This is a genomic window from Microbacterium hominis, from assembly GCF_013282805.1.
Classification (GTDB): Bacteria; Actinomycetota; Actinomycetes; order Actinomycetales; family Microbacteriaceae; genus Microbacterium; species Microbacterium hominis_B.
In genome coordinates this window covers 3,704,222-3,720,708 of record NZ_CP054038.1, presented here as the reverse complement: position 1 = coordinate 3,720,708, position 16,487 = coordinate 3,704,222, and the positions used below count along the sequence as shown (strand labels likewise).

Annotated in this window: 18 protein-coding genes; 9 read left to right on the top strand and 9 right to left on the bottom strand. The window is 71.6% G+C overall.

The annotated features are described in order from the left end of the window. The first annotated feature begins 28 nt into the window (after window positions 1-28). The 4 genes from HQM25_RS16655 (at window position 29) to HQM25_RS16640 (ending at window position 3,546) form a co-directional block, all read left to right on the top strand. Complete coding sequence (locus tag HQM25_RS16655; protein ID WP_254359423.1) at window positions 29-562, top strand: ArsR/SmtB family transcription factor; 534 nt, start codon at window positions 29-31, stop codon at window positions 560-562. 155 nt (window positions 563-717) lie between these two features. Next, the gene (rraA, locus tag HQM25_RS16650; RefSeq protein ID WP_172991252.1) at window positions 718-1,215 is read left to right on the top strand and encodes a ribonuclease E activity regulator RraA; all 498 of its coding nucleotides are present in this window, start codon (window positions 718-720) and stop codon (window positions 1,213-1,215) included. An 84-nt stretch (window positions 1,216-1,299) separates the two neighbouring features. Further along, on the top strand, window positions 1,300-1,689 hold the full coding sequence (locus HQM25_RS16645) for a VOC family protein (RefSeq protein ID WP_172991251.1): 390 nt from the start codon (window positions 1,300-1,302) through the stop codon (window positions 1,687-1,689). A 63-nt stretch (window positions 1,690-1,752) separates the two neighbouring features. Beyond that, entirely contained in the window at window positions 1,753-3,546 is a 1,794-nt protein-coding gene (locus HQM25_RS16640) for a glycoside hydrolase family 15 protein (protein ID WP_172991250.1), read from the top strand. 29 nt (window positions 3,547-3,575) lie between these two features. Here the strand turns inward: HQM25_RS16640 and HQM25_RS16635 are convergent, their stop codons facing one another. The 4 genes from HQM25_RS16635 to HQM25_RS16620 form a co-directional block, all read right to left on the bottom strand. Then, window positions 3,576-4,670: an ABC transporter permease gene (locus HQM25_RS16635; protein WP_172991249.1), complete on the bottom strand. Its 1,095-nt coding sequence runs from the start codon at window positions 4,668-4,670 to the stop codon at window positions 3,576-3,578. Beyond that, window positions 4,667-5,551 (bottom strand): ABC transporter ATP-binding protein, encoded by an 885-nt coding sequence (locus HQM25_RS16630; RefSeq protein ID WP_172991248.1) that lies wholly within the window; start codon window positions 5,549-5,551, stop codon window positions 4,667-4,669. The genes HQM25_RS16635 and HQM25_RS16630 overlap by 4 nt, the downstream gene beginning before the upstream one ends. A 93-nt stretch (window positions 5,552-5,644) precedes the next feature. Next, the gene (locus HQM25_RS16625) at window positions 5,645-6,469 is read right to left on the bottom strand and encodes a response regulator (RefSeq protein WP_172991726.1); all 825 of its coding nucleotides are present in this window, start codon (window positions 6,467-6,469) and stop codon (window positions 5,645-5,647) included. Between the two features lie 8 nt (window positions 6,470-6,477). Further along, window positions 6,478-7,743, bottom strand: a complete 1,266-nt coding sequence (locus HQM25_RS16620; protein WP_172991247.1) for a sensor histidine kinase — start codon at window positions 7,741-7,743, stop codon at window positions 6,478-6,480. Window positions 7,744-7,891: 148 nt separating this feature from the next. Here HQM25_RS16620 and HQM25_RS16615 point away from each other — a divergent pair, with 148 nt between their 5' ends. From HQM25_RS16615 to HQM25_RS16605, 3 genes are read left to right on the top strand one after another with little or no spacing between them, the layout of a single operon-like run. After that, window positions 7,892-8,332: a VOC family protein gene (locus tag HQM25_RS16615; protein ID WP_172991246.1), complete on the top strand. Its 441-nt coding sequence runs from the start codon at window positions 7,892-7,894 to the stop codon at window positions 8,330-8,332. Then, window positions 8,333-9,049 (top strand): winged helix-turn-helix transcriptional regulator, encoded by a 717-nt coding sequence (locus tag HQM25_RS16610; protein WP_172991245.1) that lies wholly within the window; start codon window positions 8,333-8,335, stop codon window positions 9,047-9,049. It begins immediately after the preceding gene. Continuing rightward, window positions 9,046-9,669, top strand: a complete 624-nt coding sequence (locus HQM25_RS16605; RefSeq protein WP_172991244.1) for a dihydrofolate reductase family protein — start codon at window positions 9,046-9,048, stop codon at window positions 9,667-9,669. The genes HQM25_RS16610 and HQM25_RS16605 overlap by 4 nt, the downstream gene beginning before the upstream one ends. A 140-nt stretch (window positions 9,670-9,809) precedes the next feature. Here HQM25_RS16605 and HQM25_RS16600 read toward each other — a convergent pair whose 3' ends face one another. The 3 genes from HQM25_RS16600 to HQM25_RS16590 all read right to left on the bottom strand — a co-directional run bounded on the left by HQM25_RS16600 (window position 9,810) and on the right by HQM25_RS16590 (window position 11,701). Then, complete coding sequence (locus tag HQM25_RS16600; protein ID WP_172991243.1) at window positions 9,810-10,283, bottom strand: nitroreductase/quinone reductase family protein; 474 nt, start codon at window positions 10,281-10,283, stop codon at window positions 9,810-9,812. Beyond that, complete coding sequence (locus tag HQM25_RS16595) at window positions 10,280-10,792, bottom strand: nitroreductase family deazaflavin-dependent oxidoreductase (protein ID WP_172991242.1); 513 nt, start codon at window positions 10,790-10,792, stop codon at window positions 10,280-10,282. The genes HQM25_RS16600 and HQM25_RS16595 overlap by 4 nt, the downstream gene beginning before the upstream one ends. A 69-nt stretch (window positions 10,793-10,861) precedes the next feature. Continuing rightward, a complete protein-coding gene (locus tag HQM25_RS16590) occupies window positions 10,862-11,701 on the bottom strand; it encodes an exodeoxyribonuclease III (protein ID WP_172991241.1) in 840 nt (279 codons plus the stop codon). Window positions 11,702-11,821: 120 nt separating this feature from the next. Here HQM25_RS16590 and HQM25_RS16585 point away from each other — a divergent pair, with 120 nt between their 5' ends. Further along, a complete protein-coding gene (locus HQM25_RS16585; RefSeq protein WP_172991240.1) occupies window positions 11,822-12,628 on the top strand; it encodes a trypsin-like serine protease in 807 nt (268 codons plus the stop codon). Between the two features lie 75 nt (window positions 12,629-12,703). Here HQM25_RS16585 and pntB read toward each other — a convergent pair whose 3' ends face one another. Together pntB and HQM25_RS16575 are read right to left on the bottom strand one after the other, a co-directional pair. After that, window positions 12,704-14,131 (bottom strand): Re/Si-specific NAD(P)(+) transhydrogenase subunit beta, encoded by a 1,428-nt coding sequence (gene pntB, locus HQM25_RS16580; protein WP_254359422.1) that lies wholly within the window; start codon window positions 14,129-14,131, stop codon window positions 12,704-12,706. Next, on the bottom strand, window positions 14,128-15,681 hold the full coding sequence (locus tag HQM25_RS16575; protein WP_172991239.1) for a Re/Si-specific NAD(P)(+) transhydrogenase subunit alpha: 1,554 nt from the start codon (window positions 15,679-15,681) through the stop codon (window positions 14,128-14,130). Before HQM25_RS16575 ends, pntB begins: the two co-directional genes overlap by 4 nt. A 136-nt stretch (window positions 15,682-15,817) precedes the next feature. Here HQM25_RS16575 and pyrE point away from each other — a divergent pair, with 136 nt between their 5' ends. Further along, complete coding sequence (gene pyrE, locus HQM25_RS16570; RefSeq protein ID WP_172991238.1) at window positions 15,818-16,396, top strand: orotate phosphoribosyltransferase; 579 nt, start codon at window positions 15,818-15,820, stop codon at window positions 16,394-16,396. Window positions 16,397-16,487 lie beyond the last annotated feature (91 nt).

The window sequence follows — 16,487 nt, the reverse complement described above, 5'->3', positions numbered from 1 at the left end:
AAGTGTCAATCGGCCTATGCTGGGGCGTGTGACGGAGAGCCCCGACACCCCGGACACCCTCGACGACGACCTCGCCGCGGCGCGCATGCGCGCGATCAGCTCGCCGATGCGCCTGCGCGTGCTCCGGTTGTGCGCGTTCGACGCCCGCACCAACAAGGAGCTCGCCGAGCTCCTGGGCGTCAACCCGGGCACGATGCTCCACCACGTGCGCACGCTGGTCAGCACCGGATTCCTCGCTCCCGAACCCGAGCGCCTCGGCGCGCAGGGCGCCCGGGAGGTGCCCTACCGGGCCACCGGACTGTCGTGGCACACCCCCGTGCGCGACGGGTCGCGCGTGCTGGTGGAGACATTCCTGCAGCAGATCGAGGGCATCCCCGGCGACGAGCTCGACATCACGTGGCTCGGCCTGCGCCTGAACGCGGAGCACATGGCCGAGCTCTCGCAGCGGCTGCACGACCTCGCCCAGGAGTTCAAGGACCGCGGCCCCGACCCCGACGGCGACTCCTACTCCCTCTTCACTGCCCTCCACACCGACCGCAACCCGCCGACGCCCCCCGCCTGAGCCGCCCCGCCGCCCGGCCGAGCCCGGCGCGCCGTGCGCAACTCCGGAACTTCTGGCCGATTCGGCGCCGTTCGGCTTGCCGTCAGCAGAATTCGGGCGGTTCTTCCGGAGTTCTGCACGCCGCGACGCGGGCACGGCCGCCTAGCCTGGCCGGTATGAGCCCGCAGACCCCTGCCACCGAGACCGGCGCCGTCGCCACCGCCGACCTGTACGACGAACGCGGCGAGGCGCTCGACTCGCTGGCGCTGCAGCTGCACGACATCGGCGGCCGGGTCGCCTTCGACGGCCCGATCCGCACCGTGCGGTGCCATCGGGACAACGCGCTGGTGAAGGCGATGCTCGCCACTCCCGGCGAGGGCGCGGTGCTCGTGGTCGACGGCGGCGGGTCGCTGGAGTCGGCGCTCGTCGGCGACCTCATCGCCGCCTCCGCTGTCGAGAACGGCTGGGCGGGGATCATCGTGCACGGCGCGATCCGCGACCGCGCGGCGATCGGCGAGCTCGCACTGGGGGTCAAGGCGCTCGGCTCGAACCCGCGCAAGAGCGCCAAGGAGGGGCGCGGCGAGGTCGACGTCGACGTCGTCATCGGCGGCGTTCGCTTCCGCCCGGGCGCGCACGTCTGGGCCGACGCCGACGGGGTGCTCGTCGAGCGCTGACCCCCTGGCGAAGCTCCGGAGACAGGAGGATCGTGGATGCCGCGGGGAGCAGCATCCACGCCAGATCCACACCCGGAGGCACCCATGTTCGACAACTCTCAGCCGTTCGGCAGCTTCGCCGTGAGCGACCTCGACGCCGCTGCGGAGTTCTACGGCAATACTCTCGGCCTCGACGTCGACGTCGACAAGGACATGCAGTCGATGGCCCTCACCCTCCCGAACGGGGGCCGGCACTTCATCTACGCGAAGGAGGGCCACGCGCCGGCGAACTTCACGGTCTTCAACTTCGCCGTCGACGACGTCGAAGCCGCGGTCGACGAGCTCAACGGCCGGGGGGTCGTGACGAAGATCTATACCGATCCCGACTACGGCACCGACGAGAAGGGCATCTCGCGGGGGTTCGAGGGCGGGCCCGACATCGCGTGGTTCATGGACCCGTCGGGCAACGTCATCTCGATCATGAAGTTCGTCTGAGCGGCAGCGGCATCCCCCGCGGGGCCTCCCGGTCGGCGGCCGATCCTGCCAGAATCGCGCGTGATGGCCGCACCGATCGAGGACTACGCCCTGCTGAGCAGCTGCCGCACGGCGGCGCTGGTCTCGCGCGAAGGCAGCATCGACTGGCTCTGCGTGCCGCGGTACGACGCGCCGTCGATCTTCGGCGCGCTGCTGGGCACCCCCGAGCACGGACACTGGGCGCTGCGGCCGCGCGCGCGGTCGGCGACCTCGACGCGCCGTTATGACGGCCGGTCGTTCATCCTCATCACGCGGTGGGAGACGCCGACCGGCGTCGCCGAGGTGCACGACCTGATGCCCGTCGACGGGCCGCGCGTCGACCTCGTGCGGCGCGTGGTCGGCATCCGCGGCACGGTGGAGTTCGCGCACGAGGTGCGCTTCCGCTTCGACTATGCGCGAGCGGTGCCGTGGGTGCGGCAGGTGGGCACGGAGTTCGTGCCGGCGGTGCTGGCCGTCGCCGGACCGGATGCGGTGCTGCTGCGCGGTGCGCGCCTCGAGCCCGACGGCACCGCCCACACCGGCACCGTGAAGGTCGCCGAGGGGCAGTTCGTCGACCTCACCCTGACGTGGTTCCCCTCCCATCACGATCCGCCCCACCCGCTCGACGCCGACTCGGCCATCGAGCGCACCCGGCGGTGGTGGACGGAGTGGGCCCACGGCATCGACCACGATGGGCCCCACGACGATCACGTGATCCGTTCGCTGCTGGTGCTGCGTGCGCTCACCCACGAAGACACCGGCGGCATCGTGGCGGCGGCCACGACGTCGCTGCCCGAGGATTTCGGCGGCGTTCGCAACTGGGACTACCGCTACGTCTGGCTCCGGGATGCCGCGCTGACGCTCGAGGTCCTGCTCGCCCACGGGTTCGTGCGCACCGCGCAGCGCTGGCGGGCCTGGCTGCTGCGCGCGATCGCGGGAGACCCCGCCGACGTGCAGATCATGTACGGCCTCGCGGGCGAACGCGACCTTGCGGAGCGCTCGCTGCCGAGCCTGCCCGGCTATGCCGGCGCCGCGCCGGTGCGCATCGGCAACGGCGCCGTCTGCCAGTACCAGGGAGACGTGCTCGGTGAGGTGCTCGTCGCCCTGGAGGCCACCCGAGCGGCCGGCGTCGGCGAGACCGAGTTCTCGTGGTCGCTGCAGCGCGCCCTGCTCACGCAGGTCGTGGCGCAGATCGACCGCCCCGACCAGGGCATCTGGGAGATCCGCGGCACCGCGCGCCTGTTCACCCACTCGCGCGCGATGATCTGGGCGGCTCTCGACCGCGGCGTGCGCGCCGTGCGCGAGGGCGGGCTCGACGGCGATGCCACGCTGTGGGCGCGGCTGCGCGACGAGGTGCGCGCGGAGATCGACCAGCGCGGCGTCGATCCCGACGGAGGGCACTTCGTGCAGCACTACGGCACCGACGAGGTGGATGCCTCGCTCCTGCTCCTTCCCCAGGTGGGGTTCTGCGCGCACGACGATCCGCGCATGCTAGCCACGGTCGCCCGCATCGAGCAGACGCTGCTGCGCGACGGCCTGGTGATGCGCTACCGCACGGCCACCGGCGTCGACGGACTGCCCGGCACCGAGCATCCGTTCCTCGCCTGCTCGTTCTGGCTGGTGGAGCAGTACGCCACGACGGGGCGGCGGGAGGAGGCATCCACCCTCATGGCCCGCCTGTGCGGACTGGCCAACGATGTGGGGATGCTGTCGGAGGAGTACGACGTGCACGGTGGGAGGCACGTGGGCAACACCCCGCAGGCGCTCTCGCACATCGCCCTCATCCGCGCCGCCGACGCCCTCGGCGGACACGAAGGACGCGCCGCGCTGCGACGGTGATCGCAGCGACGGCGCGTCGCTCGTCGCACTCAGCCCCCCAGGGCCTCGCGCAGTTTGACCCGTGCTCCCATGCGCAGCAGCGAGTTCTCGTAGATCTTCGCGCCGACCCAGATGGCCGCGACGCACGTGAGGGCGAGGATCCCGAGCGAGAGCAGGGGCTCCCACCACTGGGCCTGATCGAGGAAGATCCGCATCGGCATGCCGATCGGCGCCGAGAACGGCACGTACGACATGACGCCGAGCACGACGGGGTTGTCGTTGAAGAAGATCACCAGGAAGTACGGCGCCATGATGAGCATCGTGAGCGGCATCGTCGTCGACCCGACATCCTCCATGCGCGACACCATCGACGCGGCGGCGGCGAACAGGGCGGCCAGCAGCACGAAGCCGAGCAGGAAGAACACCGAGAACCAGGCGATGGGCGCGCCCAGGCCCGCCAGCAGCTCGGTCTGATCGGTGACGGTGAGTCCGACGACGGCGATCGCGGCGAGGATCAGCACCTGCGCCATGGCGAGGATCGTGTTGCCGATCACCTTGCCCGCCAGGAGCGTGCGCACCGGGATCGCCGAGATGAGCAGCTCGACCACGCGGGTCTGCTTCTCTTCGACGACGCTCTGCGCGATGGTGCCGCCGAAGGCGGACGCGGCGAACAGGAACACGACGCCGAAGCCGACCGCGGCGATGTAGCCGAGGGCCGCATCCACCTCGGCGGGGTTCAGCAGCTCGACCGGCGGCAGCTCGGCCAGGCGCAGCAGCAGCTGCGTGGGCGCGTCGGACTCGGCGAGCACGACGAAGCCGGTCGGAGAGCCGGAATCGCCGACGATCGCGGCATCCACCTCTCCGCTGGCGACGAGGGTCTCGGCGGCGGCGCGGTCGGCGACCTCGGTCACGTCGAGGCCGTCGTCGTTCACGATGAGCGACGAGGCGTCGGCGGTCACCGCGACCGGCGTGCCCGAGGAGCTGGATGCCGTGAACCCGGCCCACACCACGAGGGCGAGGGCGCCGACGAAGAGGATGAGCGTCGAGATGACGAAGGCCTTGCTGCGCAGCTTCGACCCGATCTCGCGCTCGGCGACGAGCCACGTGCCCTGGGCCGTGCTCAGGCCGGTGTTCGGGGTGCTCACTGGATGACCTCCTTGAAGATCTGGGCGAGGGTGGGATGCTGCGGGGCGAAGCTCGCGACATCGCCCTGGGCGACCGCCCGGCGCAGCACCCGCTGCGCGGTCTCGTCGCCGTCGGCGTCGAAGACCGCGTACCCGCCGTCGAAGTCGAGCACCGTGATGCCCTCCTCGTCGCGGAGCCACCCGGCGTCGCCGACCGAGACGATCTCGTAGCGGTGGGTGGAGTGCTTCGCGCGCAGCTCGTCGCGGGCGCCGGCGGCGCGGATCGTGCCGCCGGCGATGATCACGAGGTCGTCGCACAGCCGCTCGACCACGTCGAGCTGGTGCGAGGAGAACAGCACGGCGGCCCCCGCCGCCGCGCGGCGCTGCAGCACCCCGGCGACGACGTCGACGGCGAGCGGGTCGAGACCGGAGAACGGCTCGTCGAGGATCAGCACCTCGGGGTCGTGCACGAGCGCCGCGGCGATCTGCGCGCGCTGCTGGTTGCCCAGCGACAGCGTCTCCACGTTGTCGTCGAGCCGCTCGCCGAGGCCGAGCTGCTCGAGCAGCTCGCGGGCGCGGGCGGTGGCATCCACCTTGGAGAATCCGTGCAGACGCGCCAGGTACGCGATGTGCTCGAGCACCTTCATCTTGGGATACAGGCCCCGCTCCTCGGGCATGTACCCGAAGCGGCGGCGATCGGCGGCGGTCACCTCCGCGCCGTCGAGCGTGACGCTGCCGCCGTCTCGGGCCAGCACGCCCAGCACGATGCGCATGGTGGTGGTCTTGCCCGCGCCGTTTCCGCCGACGAAGCCGGTGAGGCGGCCCGGCCGCACCTCGAACGACACGTCGTCGAGCGCGGGCCTGCCCCCGTAGCTCTTGGTGATCCCCTGGAGTTTCAGCATGGCATCCACGCTACGGAGGAGCGGATGCCGCGACATCCCCCGTGAGGAGGGGATCGGCCCGCCGTGCGGCGGACGTGCGGCTGCCGCAGGGGATCAGGCCAGGCCGTGGCGGTGCGCGTACACGACGGCGGCGACCCGGTCGCGGGCGCCGAGCTTCTGCAGCACGTTCGACACGTGCGTCTTCACGGTCGCCTCGCCGATGAAGAGCCGCTGCGCGATCTCGCCGTTGCTGAGCGCCTGGGCGAGTAGTCGCAGCACCTCGCGCTCGCGGTCGGTGAGCTCGCCCCCCGGCAGCGCCCCGGCCGCCGGCAGCACCCCGCGCCCATCACCCCGCGGCTCCGCTGTCGCATTCTGCTGGTCGGAGTCGCCGATTGCGACAGCGGAGCGGGGGAGGCCGGGGGTGGAGGCTTGTCCGGCGGGGCGCTGTCCGGCGGAGCGGGGGAGGCCGGGGGTGGAGGCTTGCCCGGCGAAGCGGGCGATCACCCGTCGGGTGACCTCGGGAGCGAGCAGCGCGTCGCCGGCGGCGGCCACGCGCACGGCGGCCACGAGCTCCTCGGGGCCGGCGTTCTTCAGGAGGAACCCGCTCGCCCCGGCCGACAGCGCCTCGAACAGGTAGTCGTCGCGGTCGAAGGTCGTCACGACCACCACCGCGGCGTCGCCCGACGGGTCTGCGACGATGAGGCGCGTCGCCTCGAGGCCGTCCATGTCGGGCATCTGCACGTCCATGCAGACGACGTCGGGGAGGAGCGTGGATGCCGCAGCCACCGCCTCCGTGCCGGTCGCCGCCTCGCCCACGACCTCGATGCCGCCCGCCGCCTGCAGGATCATGCGGAACCCTGCGCGCATCACGGCGTGGTCGTCGACCAGCAGCACCCGGATCGGCCCGGCGCCGGCGATCGGCCCGGCGCCGGCATCCATCGACCCGCTCACGCGTCGACCCGCTGCGGGGCGGGGATCCGCAGGCGCACGAGGTATCCGCCGCGCGGCCGGGGCCCGGCCTCGAGGGTGCCGCCCGAGGCGGCGGCGCGCTCGCGCATGCCGACCATCCCGAGGCCCGGTCGCGCGATCGGCGTCACGCGGCCGGTGTTGGCGACCTCGAGCTCGACCGCGTCGGCGCTGTAGCGCACCCGCACGTCGGCGGTGGCATCCGCGCCACCGTGACGGCGGGCGTTGGTGAGCGCCTCCTGCGCGACGCGGTAGATGTTGACGGTCGCCACATCGGTGAGCCGAGCCGCAGACGGATCGCCGACGATCGACAGCGTGGTGGGCAGGCCGTTGGCGTTCGCGTGGGCGACCAGCTCGTCGAGGTGCTCGACGCGGACGGTCGACGCGTTCGGCGCGTCGATGCCGGGGCCGCGCAGGGTCTCCAGCAGCTGTCGCAGCTCGGTGAGCGCCGAGCGCGCGGAGTCCTCGACCCCGCGCAGGGCGTCGCGCGCGGCATCCGGATCCGCGTCCATCACCGCCCGCGCGGCGCCCGCCTGCACGCCCATCGCCGACACGTGGTGGGCGACGACGTCGTGCAGCTCGCGGGCGATGCGCACGCGGTCGAGGGCGACGGCCTGCGCGGCGGTGAGCTCCCGCTCGCGTTCGAGCTCGGCCGTGCGCTGCTCGAGCGCGGCCCGCTCCAGCGCCGCGGCGTAGGCGCGGTCGCCCATGTACCAGGATCCGCCGAAGAACGCGACGTTCACGAGGAACTGCATCAGCATGAACGCCACGAACGGGGAGAACAGTCCGGCGCGGGAGAGCCCCTCGTCATCGGGCGAGATCGCCGCCTGGAAGGTGGTGATCATCAGCCACAGGAACATCCCCACCACGATCGCCCCGCGCACCCACACGGCCCGGCGCCGGTCGTCGACCCACGCGCCGACCGTGTACATCGCGATGAACAGGGCGATGTTGCCGACGTAGATCTCGGGGATCTTGGCCGAGCCGCCTGCGAAGAAGACGAGGGCCACGGCGACCGCGACCACGAGTGGATGCCGCCGCCGCAGCGCCAGCGGGGCGGTGAGCCCGAACGCGTAGAGCAGGCCCCACTGCATTCCGGGCGTCTCGGTGCCGTAGATGCCGGAGGTCGAGGCGAGAGCCGTGCTCAGGATCGCGCCGAGCAGCAGCGCGCCGGCCAGCCACACGTCGGCGCGGAGATCCGTCGCCGTCGGCCTGGAGCGCCGCGCGGGAGACGTGGTGTCGGACATCCCTCCACGCTACGGGGGAGGCTGGGGCCGGGCATCCCCCGCGCGATGGATCCCGGGGGCGAGCTTGCTATTGACAAGCTTGCTTGTCTTTTGCAAGTATCTCTCCAGGCCCGAGGTGCCAGACCCCGGACAGATGGAAGGAACCGACATGACCCACATCTTCGTCAACATCCCGACGTCCGACCTCGAACGCGCGAAGGCGTTCTACACGGGCCTGGGCGCCGACATCAACCCGCTGTTCACCGACGAGAACGCCGCGTGCATCGTGTGGGACGAGAACATCTACTTCATGGTGCTCACCCGCGAGTTCTTCGCGACGTTCACCGACAAGCCGGTCGTCGACCCGCAGCAGGGCGCCCAGCTGCTGGTCGCGCTCACCCGTGACTCGCGCGAAGACGTCGACAGGGTCGTCGAGGCGGGGCTCGCCGCCGGCGGCACCGAGCCGCGCCCGACCACCGAGCTCGGCTTCATGTACAACCGCGACCTCGAAGACCCCGACGGCAACATCCTCGAGTTCGTCTACATGGACCCCGCCGCCGTCGAGAAGGGCCCCGAGGTCTACCTCGCGGAGCAGGGCGCGCAGGCGTAGGTGGCCTCCCGCAGCTACGGGCAGTACTGCGGGGTCACGACCGCCGTCGAGCTGATCGGGGAGCGCTGGGCGCTGCTCATCGTTCGCGATCTGCTCGTCGGCCCGCGCCGGTACACCGACCTCAAGCAGGGCCTGCCCAAGATCCCGACCAACATCCTCTCCACGCGGCTGAAGGAGCTGCAGGAGGGGGGAGTGGTGCGGCGCGTGCCCGTCATGAACTGCGGGCTGGTGTACGAGCTCACCCCGTACGGGCGCGAGCTCGAGCCGATCGTGCTCGCCCTGGGCCGGTGGGGATTCGCGCAGATGGGCGAGCCCGAGCCCGAAGACGTGGTGACCGCGGATTCGCTCACCATGGCGCTGCGCTCCGCATTCCAGCCGTCGGTGGCGGCAGAGCTGCCCCCCGCGGACCTCGAGGTGCACGTGGGCGAGGTCGCGCTGCGCGTGCGGGTGGATGCCGACAGCCTGCGCATCGCGCAGCTCGCACCGCCCGCGCCACCGGTCGGGGGCCGGCCGATCGAGGGGGAGCCCGACCTCGTGTTCGCGGCCGGGCCCGGCATCCGCCGACTCCTGTCGGGTGAGCTCACGCCCGCCGAGGCGATCGACCAGGATGTGGTCGACGTCGTCGCGGGAGAGGCGACGCTCCTGGAGCGGTTCGCCGCGATCTTCCACATCGACGCCGGCGCCGGCGCCGGCGCCCGAGCGAAGGAGCCGGCATGACCGGACGCATCACGATCGACCTGTTCACCACCCTCGACCTGGTCGCGCAGGCGCCGGGCGGGCCCGACGAGGACCCATCGAACGGGTTCCCGTACGGCGGGTGGCAGGCGCCGCTCAGCGACGACGTCGAGGGCGCGAACGTGCAGGAGCGGCTGCGCGACATCGACGCCCTCGTGCTCGGGCGCCGCACGTACGACATCTTCGCGGACTACTGGCCGCGGCATCCCGACGCCTTCGCCGGCGGCATCGCGGGCGCCTTCAACCGGATCCCGAAGTACGTGGCCTCCCGCGGGACGCCGACGCTCGCGTGGGTCGGATCGCAGCGGCTCGGCCCCGACCTGGCGGCCGAGTTCGCCGGGCTGCGCGAGCGGCACGAGAACGTGCGCGTGATCGGCAGCGTCGACCTGGTGCAGACCCTCCTGACCGATCGGCTCTTCGACGAGCTCACCCTGTGGGTGTACCCGGTCGTGCTGGGGCAGGGGAAGAAGGTCTTCCCCGACGGCGCCGCGCCGGCGAACCTCCGGCTGATCGCCCCGCCGCTCGTGTCGGACAGGGGGGCGGTGCTGCTGCGCTACGCGCCCGCGCCCGGCGAGCCCCGCACCGGCACGATGGGCGGTTGAGGGTCAGCGCTCTGCGCCCTGCGCTGCGCTCTGCCGCCGAGACCGGCCTCTGCCGCCGAGACCCGCCTTTCGCGCCGAGAACCGCCGCCGATGGGCGGGTTCGAGTGCGGAAGGTGGGTCTCGTCGCCGGCTCGGGTCGCTCAGCGCACCGACGCGTCGTGGAGCACCATCGCGGACTCCACGCCGAACAGCCGGATCACCGCCGACATGCGCGTGGCGAGCGCGGTGGAGGCGATCGGCACCACGCGCACCCCGTTGACGACGTGGCGGTCCCCGTCGATGCGCAGCACGGCCTCTCCGGCGGTCAGCACGTTCTTCGCCCAGGACACCTCGGGGCCGTACGGCAGTCCGATCACCCAGTCGTCGCCCTCGCGGAACGCGGTCACCGGCGTCTCGTACGAGCGGCCGCTCGACCGGCCGATGTGCTCGATCACGGCGATCGGCGAGTTCGTCCGTCCGGCGGCGGTCATCATGCCGCGGTTGAGCACGTCCCGCTGCAGGCGGATGAACCGGTCGAGGAAGCGCGGATCCTTCGTGCGCACCCCGCGCACGACATAGGCGAGGGGCAGGGCGAGCACCAGCAGCACGGCTGCCGTGACGACGAGCCGCCTCATTCCGCGACCGCCTCGGTGGATGCCGCCACCCCGGCATCGCGCAGCCGCAGCGCCGACTGGATGCCGAGGAAACGGATCACGCCGGCGTCGCTGTGCACGAACGGCGTCTCGGCGACGGGCACGACCACCGCGTCGACGACGGTGCGGCGCTCGCCGTCGCTGCGCAACGACCCGCCGCCCGCGGCGACGAGGTTGCGCGCCCACGAGGTCTGCGGCCCGTAGACGAGCATGACGTACCAGTGATCGCCGTCGCGCACCGCGCCGACGGGGGTCTCGTAGGGGGTGCCGCTCGTGCGCCCGACGTGCTCGACGACCGCGTAGCGGTCTCCGGCGGAGCCGGCGGTCTGCAGCACACGCGGATTGACCCTGTCGCGCTGGAAGCGCGTGAACCGGCGGACCCGCTCCGGATCCCCCGTGCGCACCGCGCCGACCAGCGCCGCGGCCAGGCCGACGGCCGCGGCGACGACGGCGCCGATGAGCACGGCGAGGGTGATCGCGACGGCTTTCATGGGGCTCCCTCCGACGCGGGCCACGCTACGCGCGCGGGGCCCGCGTGACCAGGCCCGGTCGGATCGTCGTCACCAGAACATGGGGCGGTCGTCGTCGTCGACGGGCTCGAGGTCGAGGTCGACGACCACGGGCACGTGGTCGCTCGGGCCGTCGCCCTTGCGCTCCTCGCGGTGGATGGCGGCACCCGTCACGCCGTCGGCGAGGGCCTGCGATCCCATGATGAAGTCGATGCGCAGACCCTGGTTGCGCGGGAAGCGCAGCTGCTTGTAGTCCCAGTAGGTGAAGCCGGTCGGAACCAGCGGGCGCACGACGTCTTGCACGCCGGCGGCCTCGATCGCCGCGAACGCGTCGCGTTCGAGGGGCGAGACGTGGGTGGAGAAGCCCGCCACCACCGACGGATCGCCGTTGTCGGCATCCGTCGGGGCGATGTTGAAGTCGCCCACGAGGGCGAGCGGCAGCTCGGGGTTCGCCGCGAGGGCCGAGCGAGTGTACTCCTCGAGCGCCTTCAGCCAGTGCAACTTGTAGTCGTAGTGCGGGTCGCCGAGGGCGCGGCCGTTCGGCACGTAGAGACTCCACACCTCGACCCCGCCGACGGTGGCGCCGAGCGCCCGCGCCTCCTGCGGCGCGTCGGGGCCCTCATGCCCCTTCGCGAAGCCGGGCATGTCGGGGAACGCCGTGCGCACATCGGAGATCGGCTCGCGACTGGCGATCGCGACGCCGTTCCACTGGGAGAACCCGTGCGCCTCGACGTGGTACCCCGCCTCTTCGAACGCGGCGAACGGGAACTGCTCGGTCTTGCACTTGATCTCCTGCATCGCGAGCACGTCGATGTGCTCGCGCACGGCGAAATCGACGATGCGGTCGACGCGGGCGCGAATGGAGTTCACGTTCCAAGTGGCAAGGCGCATCCCTCAAGCCTAGGTCGCACCGCCGACCTCGCCGTTCCGCGCGCGATGGTCGAATCGGGCTCTTGCAGGGCGCCAGGTGCGGTGGGATCCTCTGCCCAACCGAACTCACGAGGAGAAGTGATGCGCAGACCTGTGCTCGGACTCGCCGCTGCGGCGGCCGCCGTGCTGTTCCTGTCATTCGCCACGCCCGCGCAGGCCGTGACCGACGGCGTGCCCGACGGCGAGGGCCATCCCTACGTCGGACTGATGGTCGCCTTCGACGGCGAAGGCGGCGGATGGCGGTGCTCGGGCACCCTCATCTCGCCGACGGTCTACGTCACCGCGGGCCATTGCACCGAGGGCGCCGTCGAGGGCGTGCAGCTGTGGTTCACGAGCGACCTCGAACCCGACCCCGCGGCGCACGGCTATCCGCTGGTCGGCGAGGTGACCGGAACGCCCTACGTCTATCCCGACTACGACCCGGCCGCGTTCTTCACGAACGACCTCGGCGTGGTCGTGCTCGATGAGCCCGTCCTCCTCGACGCCTACGGCGCGCTGCCGGTCGCGGGTCAGCTCGACAGCCTCGCGACCAAGCGCGGCAAGCAGGATGTCACGTTCACGGCGGTCGGCTACGGCCTGCAGAGCTCGTATCCCGCGGCGTCCAAGCTCGAGTCGAGCGCTCTGAAGACCCGGATGGTCGCGTATCCGAAGCTCAACCAGATCAACTCCCCGGGCTTCACGGGCGGCTTCTCGATCCTGCTGTCGAACAACGCCCGCACCGGAGGCACGTGCTTCGGCGACTCCGGCGGGCCGAACTTCCTCGGCACGAGCAACGTCATCGCGGGGGTCACCTCGTTCGGCCTGAACGAGACGTGCGGTGGCACGGGCGGCGTCTTCCGGCTCGACCAGGCCGACGAGCTGGCCTGGGTGTCCAGCTTCCTGGACTGAGCTCCGGCGGCGGGACGACCGACAGGAAGGGCCGGTGCCCCTGCGGCGCCGGCCCTTCCTCCGTCCCGCGCCGCGCTACAGGGCCTTCAGGATGTCGTCGACCCGCTCCTTGGCGTCGCCGAACAGCATCGCCGTGTTCTCACGGAAGAACAGCGGGTTCTGCACGCCGGCGTAGCCGGAGGCCATCGAGCGCTTGAACACGATGACGTTCTCCGCCTCCCACACCCGCAGCACCGGCATCCCGGCGATCGGCGACGACGGGTCCTCGGCGGCCGCCGGGTTGACGGTGTCGTTCGCGCCGATCACGAGCACGACCGCCGTGGAGCGCAGGTCGTCGTTGATCTCGTCCATCTCCAGCACGATGTCGTAGGGCACCTTGGCCTCGGCCAGCAGCACGTTCATGTGGCCCGGGAGGCGTCCGGCGACGGGATGGATGCCGAACCGCACGTTCACGCCGCGGTCGCGCAGCTGCTGGGTGAGCTCCGCCACGGGGTACTGCGCCTGCGCGACGGCCATGCCGTAGCCGGGCGTGATGACCACGGTCGAGGCGCCGGCGAGCATGTCGGCGACGGTCTCGGCATCCACCTCGCGGTGCTCGCCGTGATCGGCGTCGTCGCCGCGCGGAGCCTCGATGCCGAAGCCGCCGGCGATCACCGACAGGAACGACCGGTTCATCGCCTTGCACATGATGTACGAGAGGTAGGCACCCGACGAGCCGACGAGCGCGCCCGTCACGATGAGCAGGTCGTTGTTCAGCAGGAAGCCCGCCGCGGCCGCCGCCCAGCCGGAATAGCTGTTGAGCATCGAGACGACCACGGGCATGTCGCCGCCGCCGATGGATGCCACCAGGTGCCACCCGAGCGCGAGTGCGAGCAGCGTCACGACGATCAGCAGCCACAGCTCCGGCGTGATGACGTACCAGACGGTCAGCGCGACGAAGGCGACCAGCGCCCCGAGGTTCATGGCGTTCTTGCCGGGCAGCACGAGGGGCTTCGACGACACGCGCCCCGAGAGCTTCAGGAACGCGACGATCGAGCCGGTGAAGGTGACCGCGCCGATGAACACGCCGATGAAGACCTCTGCGTGGTGGATGTCGGCGAGCGCGCCCTCCAGCCCGGTGTCGTAGAGGGCGCCGTTCCAGCCGACGAGCACCGCGGCGGCGCCCACGAACGAGTGCAGCAGGGCGATGAGCTCCGGCATCCCCGTCATCTCGACGACGCGCGCCCGCCACAGTCCGATGGCACCGCCCACGACCACCGCGACCACGAGGAGGATCAACCCGAGCGCGTCCTGGCTCGTCACGGCCGCGGTCCCCGTCACTGCGAGCACGGTGGCGAGCAGGGCGATGGCCATGCCGGCGATGCCGTAGCCGACGCCGCGCCGGGCCGTTTCGTGCTTGCTCAGTCCCGCGAGGGCGAGGATGAACAGCAGTCCGGCCACGAGGTAGGCGGCGGTGGCCACCGAGGCGGCGAGGATGAGGGCGGCGAGCGGATCCCCGGTCACTGCTGCGCCCCCTTCTGGAACATCGAGAGCATTCGTCGGGTCACCGCGAATCCGCCGAAGATGTTGATCGATGCGAGCAGCACGGCGATCGCGGCGAGGACCCGAACCGTGAGATCGGGCACCACGATCTGGCTCATCGCGCCGATCACGATGATTCCGGAGATCGCATTGGTGATGCTCATCAGCGGTGTGTGCAGCGCGTGGGTGACCTTGCCGATCACGTAGAAGCCCACCACGATCGACAGCGTCAGCACGGTGAGGTGCTGCGGCAGCGGTGCGGGGGCGACGGCGCTGACGAGGAACAGCGCGGCGATGCCCGCCACGACGAGCGCGCCGCGTCTGGCCGGCGTGAGCCAGGGTGTTCGTCCCGTGGATGCCGCGTCCGTGGCTTCGACGGCCGGCTTCGCGGGCGCCGCCGAGACGGTCACCGGCGGCGGCGGCCACGTGGTCGCCCCGTCGCGCACGACGGTGACCGAGCGCTGCACCACGTCGTCGAAGTCGAGCGTCAGCACGCCGTCTTTGGCGGGAGTCACGAGCTTCAGCAGATTGAGGAGGTTCGTGCCGTACAGCTGCGACGCCTGGGCCGGCAGCCGCCCCGCGAGGTCGGTGTAGCCGAGGATGACCACGCCGTTCTCGGTGACCACGCGCTCGCCCGCCACCGACCCCGCGACGTTGCCGCCCTGGGCGGCCGCCATGTCGACGATGACCGAGCCGGGTGTCATGGCCGCCACGTCGTCGGCGGTGATCAGGCGCGGTGCCGGGCGTCCCGGGATCAGCGCGGTCGTGATGATGATGTCGACGTCGGCGGCCTGCTCGCTGTAGATCTCGGCGGCCCGCCGATCGTAGGCCTCGCTCGTGGCCTTGGCGTAGCCGTCGGACGACACCTGCTTCTGCTCGTCGGGAACGACGACCTCGAGGTACTCGCCGCCGATCGAACGCACCTGGTCGGCCACCTCGGGTCGCGGGTCGGTGGCCCGCACGATGGCGCCGAGGCTCGATGCCGCGCCGATCGCCGCGAGCCCCGCCACGCCCGCGCCGGCGACGAGCACCTTGGCGGGCGGGACCTTGCCCGCCGCGGTCACCTGACCGGTGAAGAAGCGGCCGAACTCGTGCGCCGCCTCCACCACGGCACGGTAGCCGGAGATGTTCGCCATGGAGCTGAGCACATCCATCGACTGGGCCCGCGAGATGCGCGGTACGGCGTCGAGCGCGAGCGCGGTGATGCCGCGGGTCGACAGTGCCGCGACGAGATCGGGGCGCAGCGCCGGCGACAGCAGTCCGAGGAGCGTGGCGCCGTCGGCGAGGAGGGCGATCTCGTCGTCGGTCGGCGGCGCGACCTTCAGCACGACCGCCGCCGCCCACGCCTCCTCCTTCGAGACGACGCCGGCCCCGGCATCCGCGTATGCGTGATCCGGGAAGGTGGATGCCGCACCCGCCCCCGTCTCGACGACGACCTCGTACCCGAGCGCGAGGATCTTGGCGACGGTCTGGGGCGTGGCGGAGACCCGGTTCTCCCCGGGTCGTTCGGCGACGATGCCGATGCGCGTCATGCGGTGCTCCTGACGGTGGATGCCGCGGGTCGGGCGACTCGGCGGCGGGACACTCGAGTCCTGACTCTAGGGTGGGAGCAACCCCTTCGGCACGAGAAGTCGTGTGAAGAATCCCAGGATTTATAGACTCGAGACCATGACCGTCGCGTCCACGCCCGAGCTCGAGCTCGACCGCCACAACCTCATCGCCCTCATCACGGCCGAAGCCGTGTTCCACGGCGACTTCACCCTCTCCAGCGGCAAGAAGGCGTCGTACTACGTCGACATGCGCAAGCTGACGCTCGACCACCGCGCAGCTCCCGCGATCGGGCGCATCATGCTCGACCTCATCCGCGACGTCGACGGCATCGTGGCGGTGGGCGGTCTCACCCTCGGCGCCGACCCGATCGCGAACGCGGTGATGCACGAGTCGGCCCGCACGCCGACCCCGCTCGACGCGTTCGTCGTGCGCAAGGAGCCCAAGGACCACGGCCGCGGCCGCCAGGTCGAGGGCGCCGACGTCGTCGGCAAGCGCGTGGTCGTGGTCGAGGACACCTCGACGACCGGTCAGTCGGCGCTCAAGGCGGTCGAGGCGCTGCGGCGAGAGGGCGCGGAGCCCGTCGCCGTCGCGGTGATCGTCGACCGCAAGACCGGCGCGCAGGCGGCGATCGAGGCGGAGGGCCTGCAGTGGCTCGCCGCGATCGACCTCGACGACCTGGGGCTCGCGCCCCAGTAGTCCCGCGCGGCTGGCGGGCCTGTGCCATGGCGCATTCCCGCCGCTGCGGAGGGTTGCCGACTCCCGGGGCGGATCCGGACGATCTAAGGAT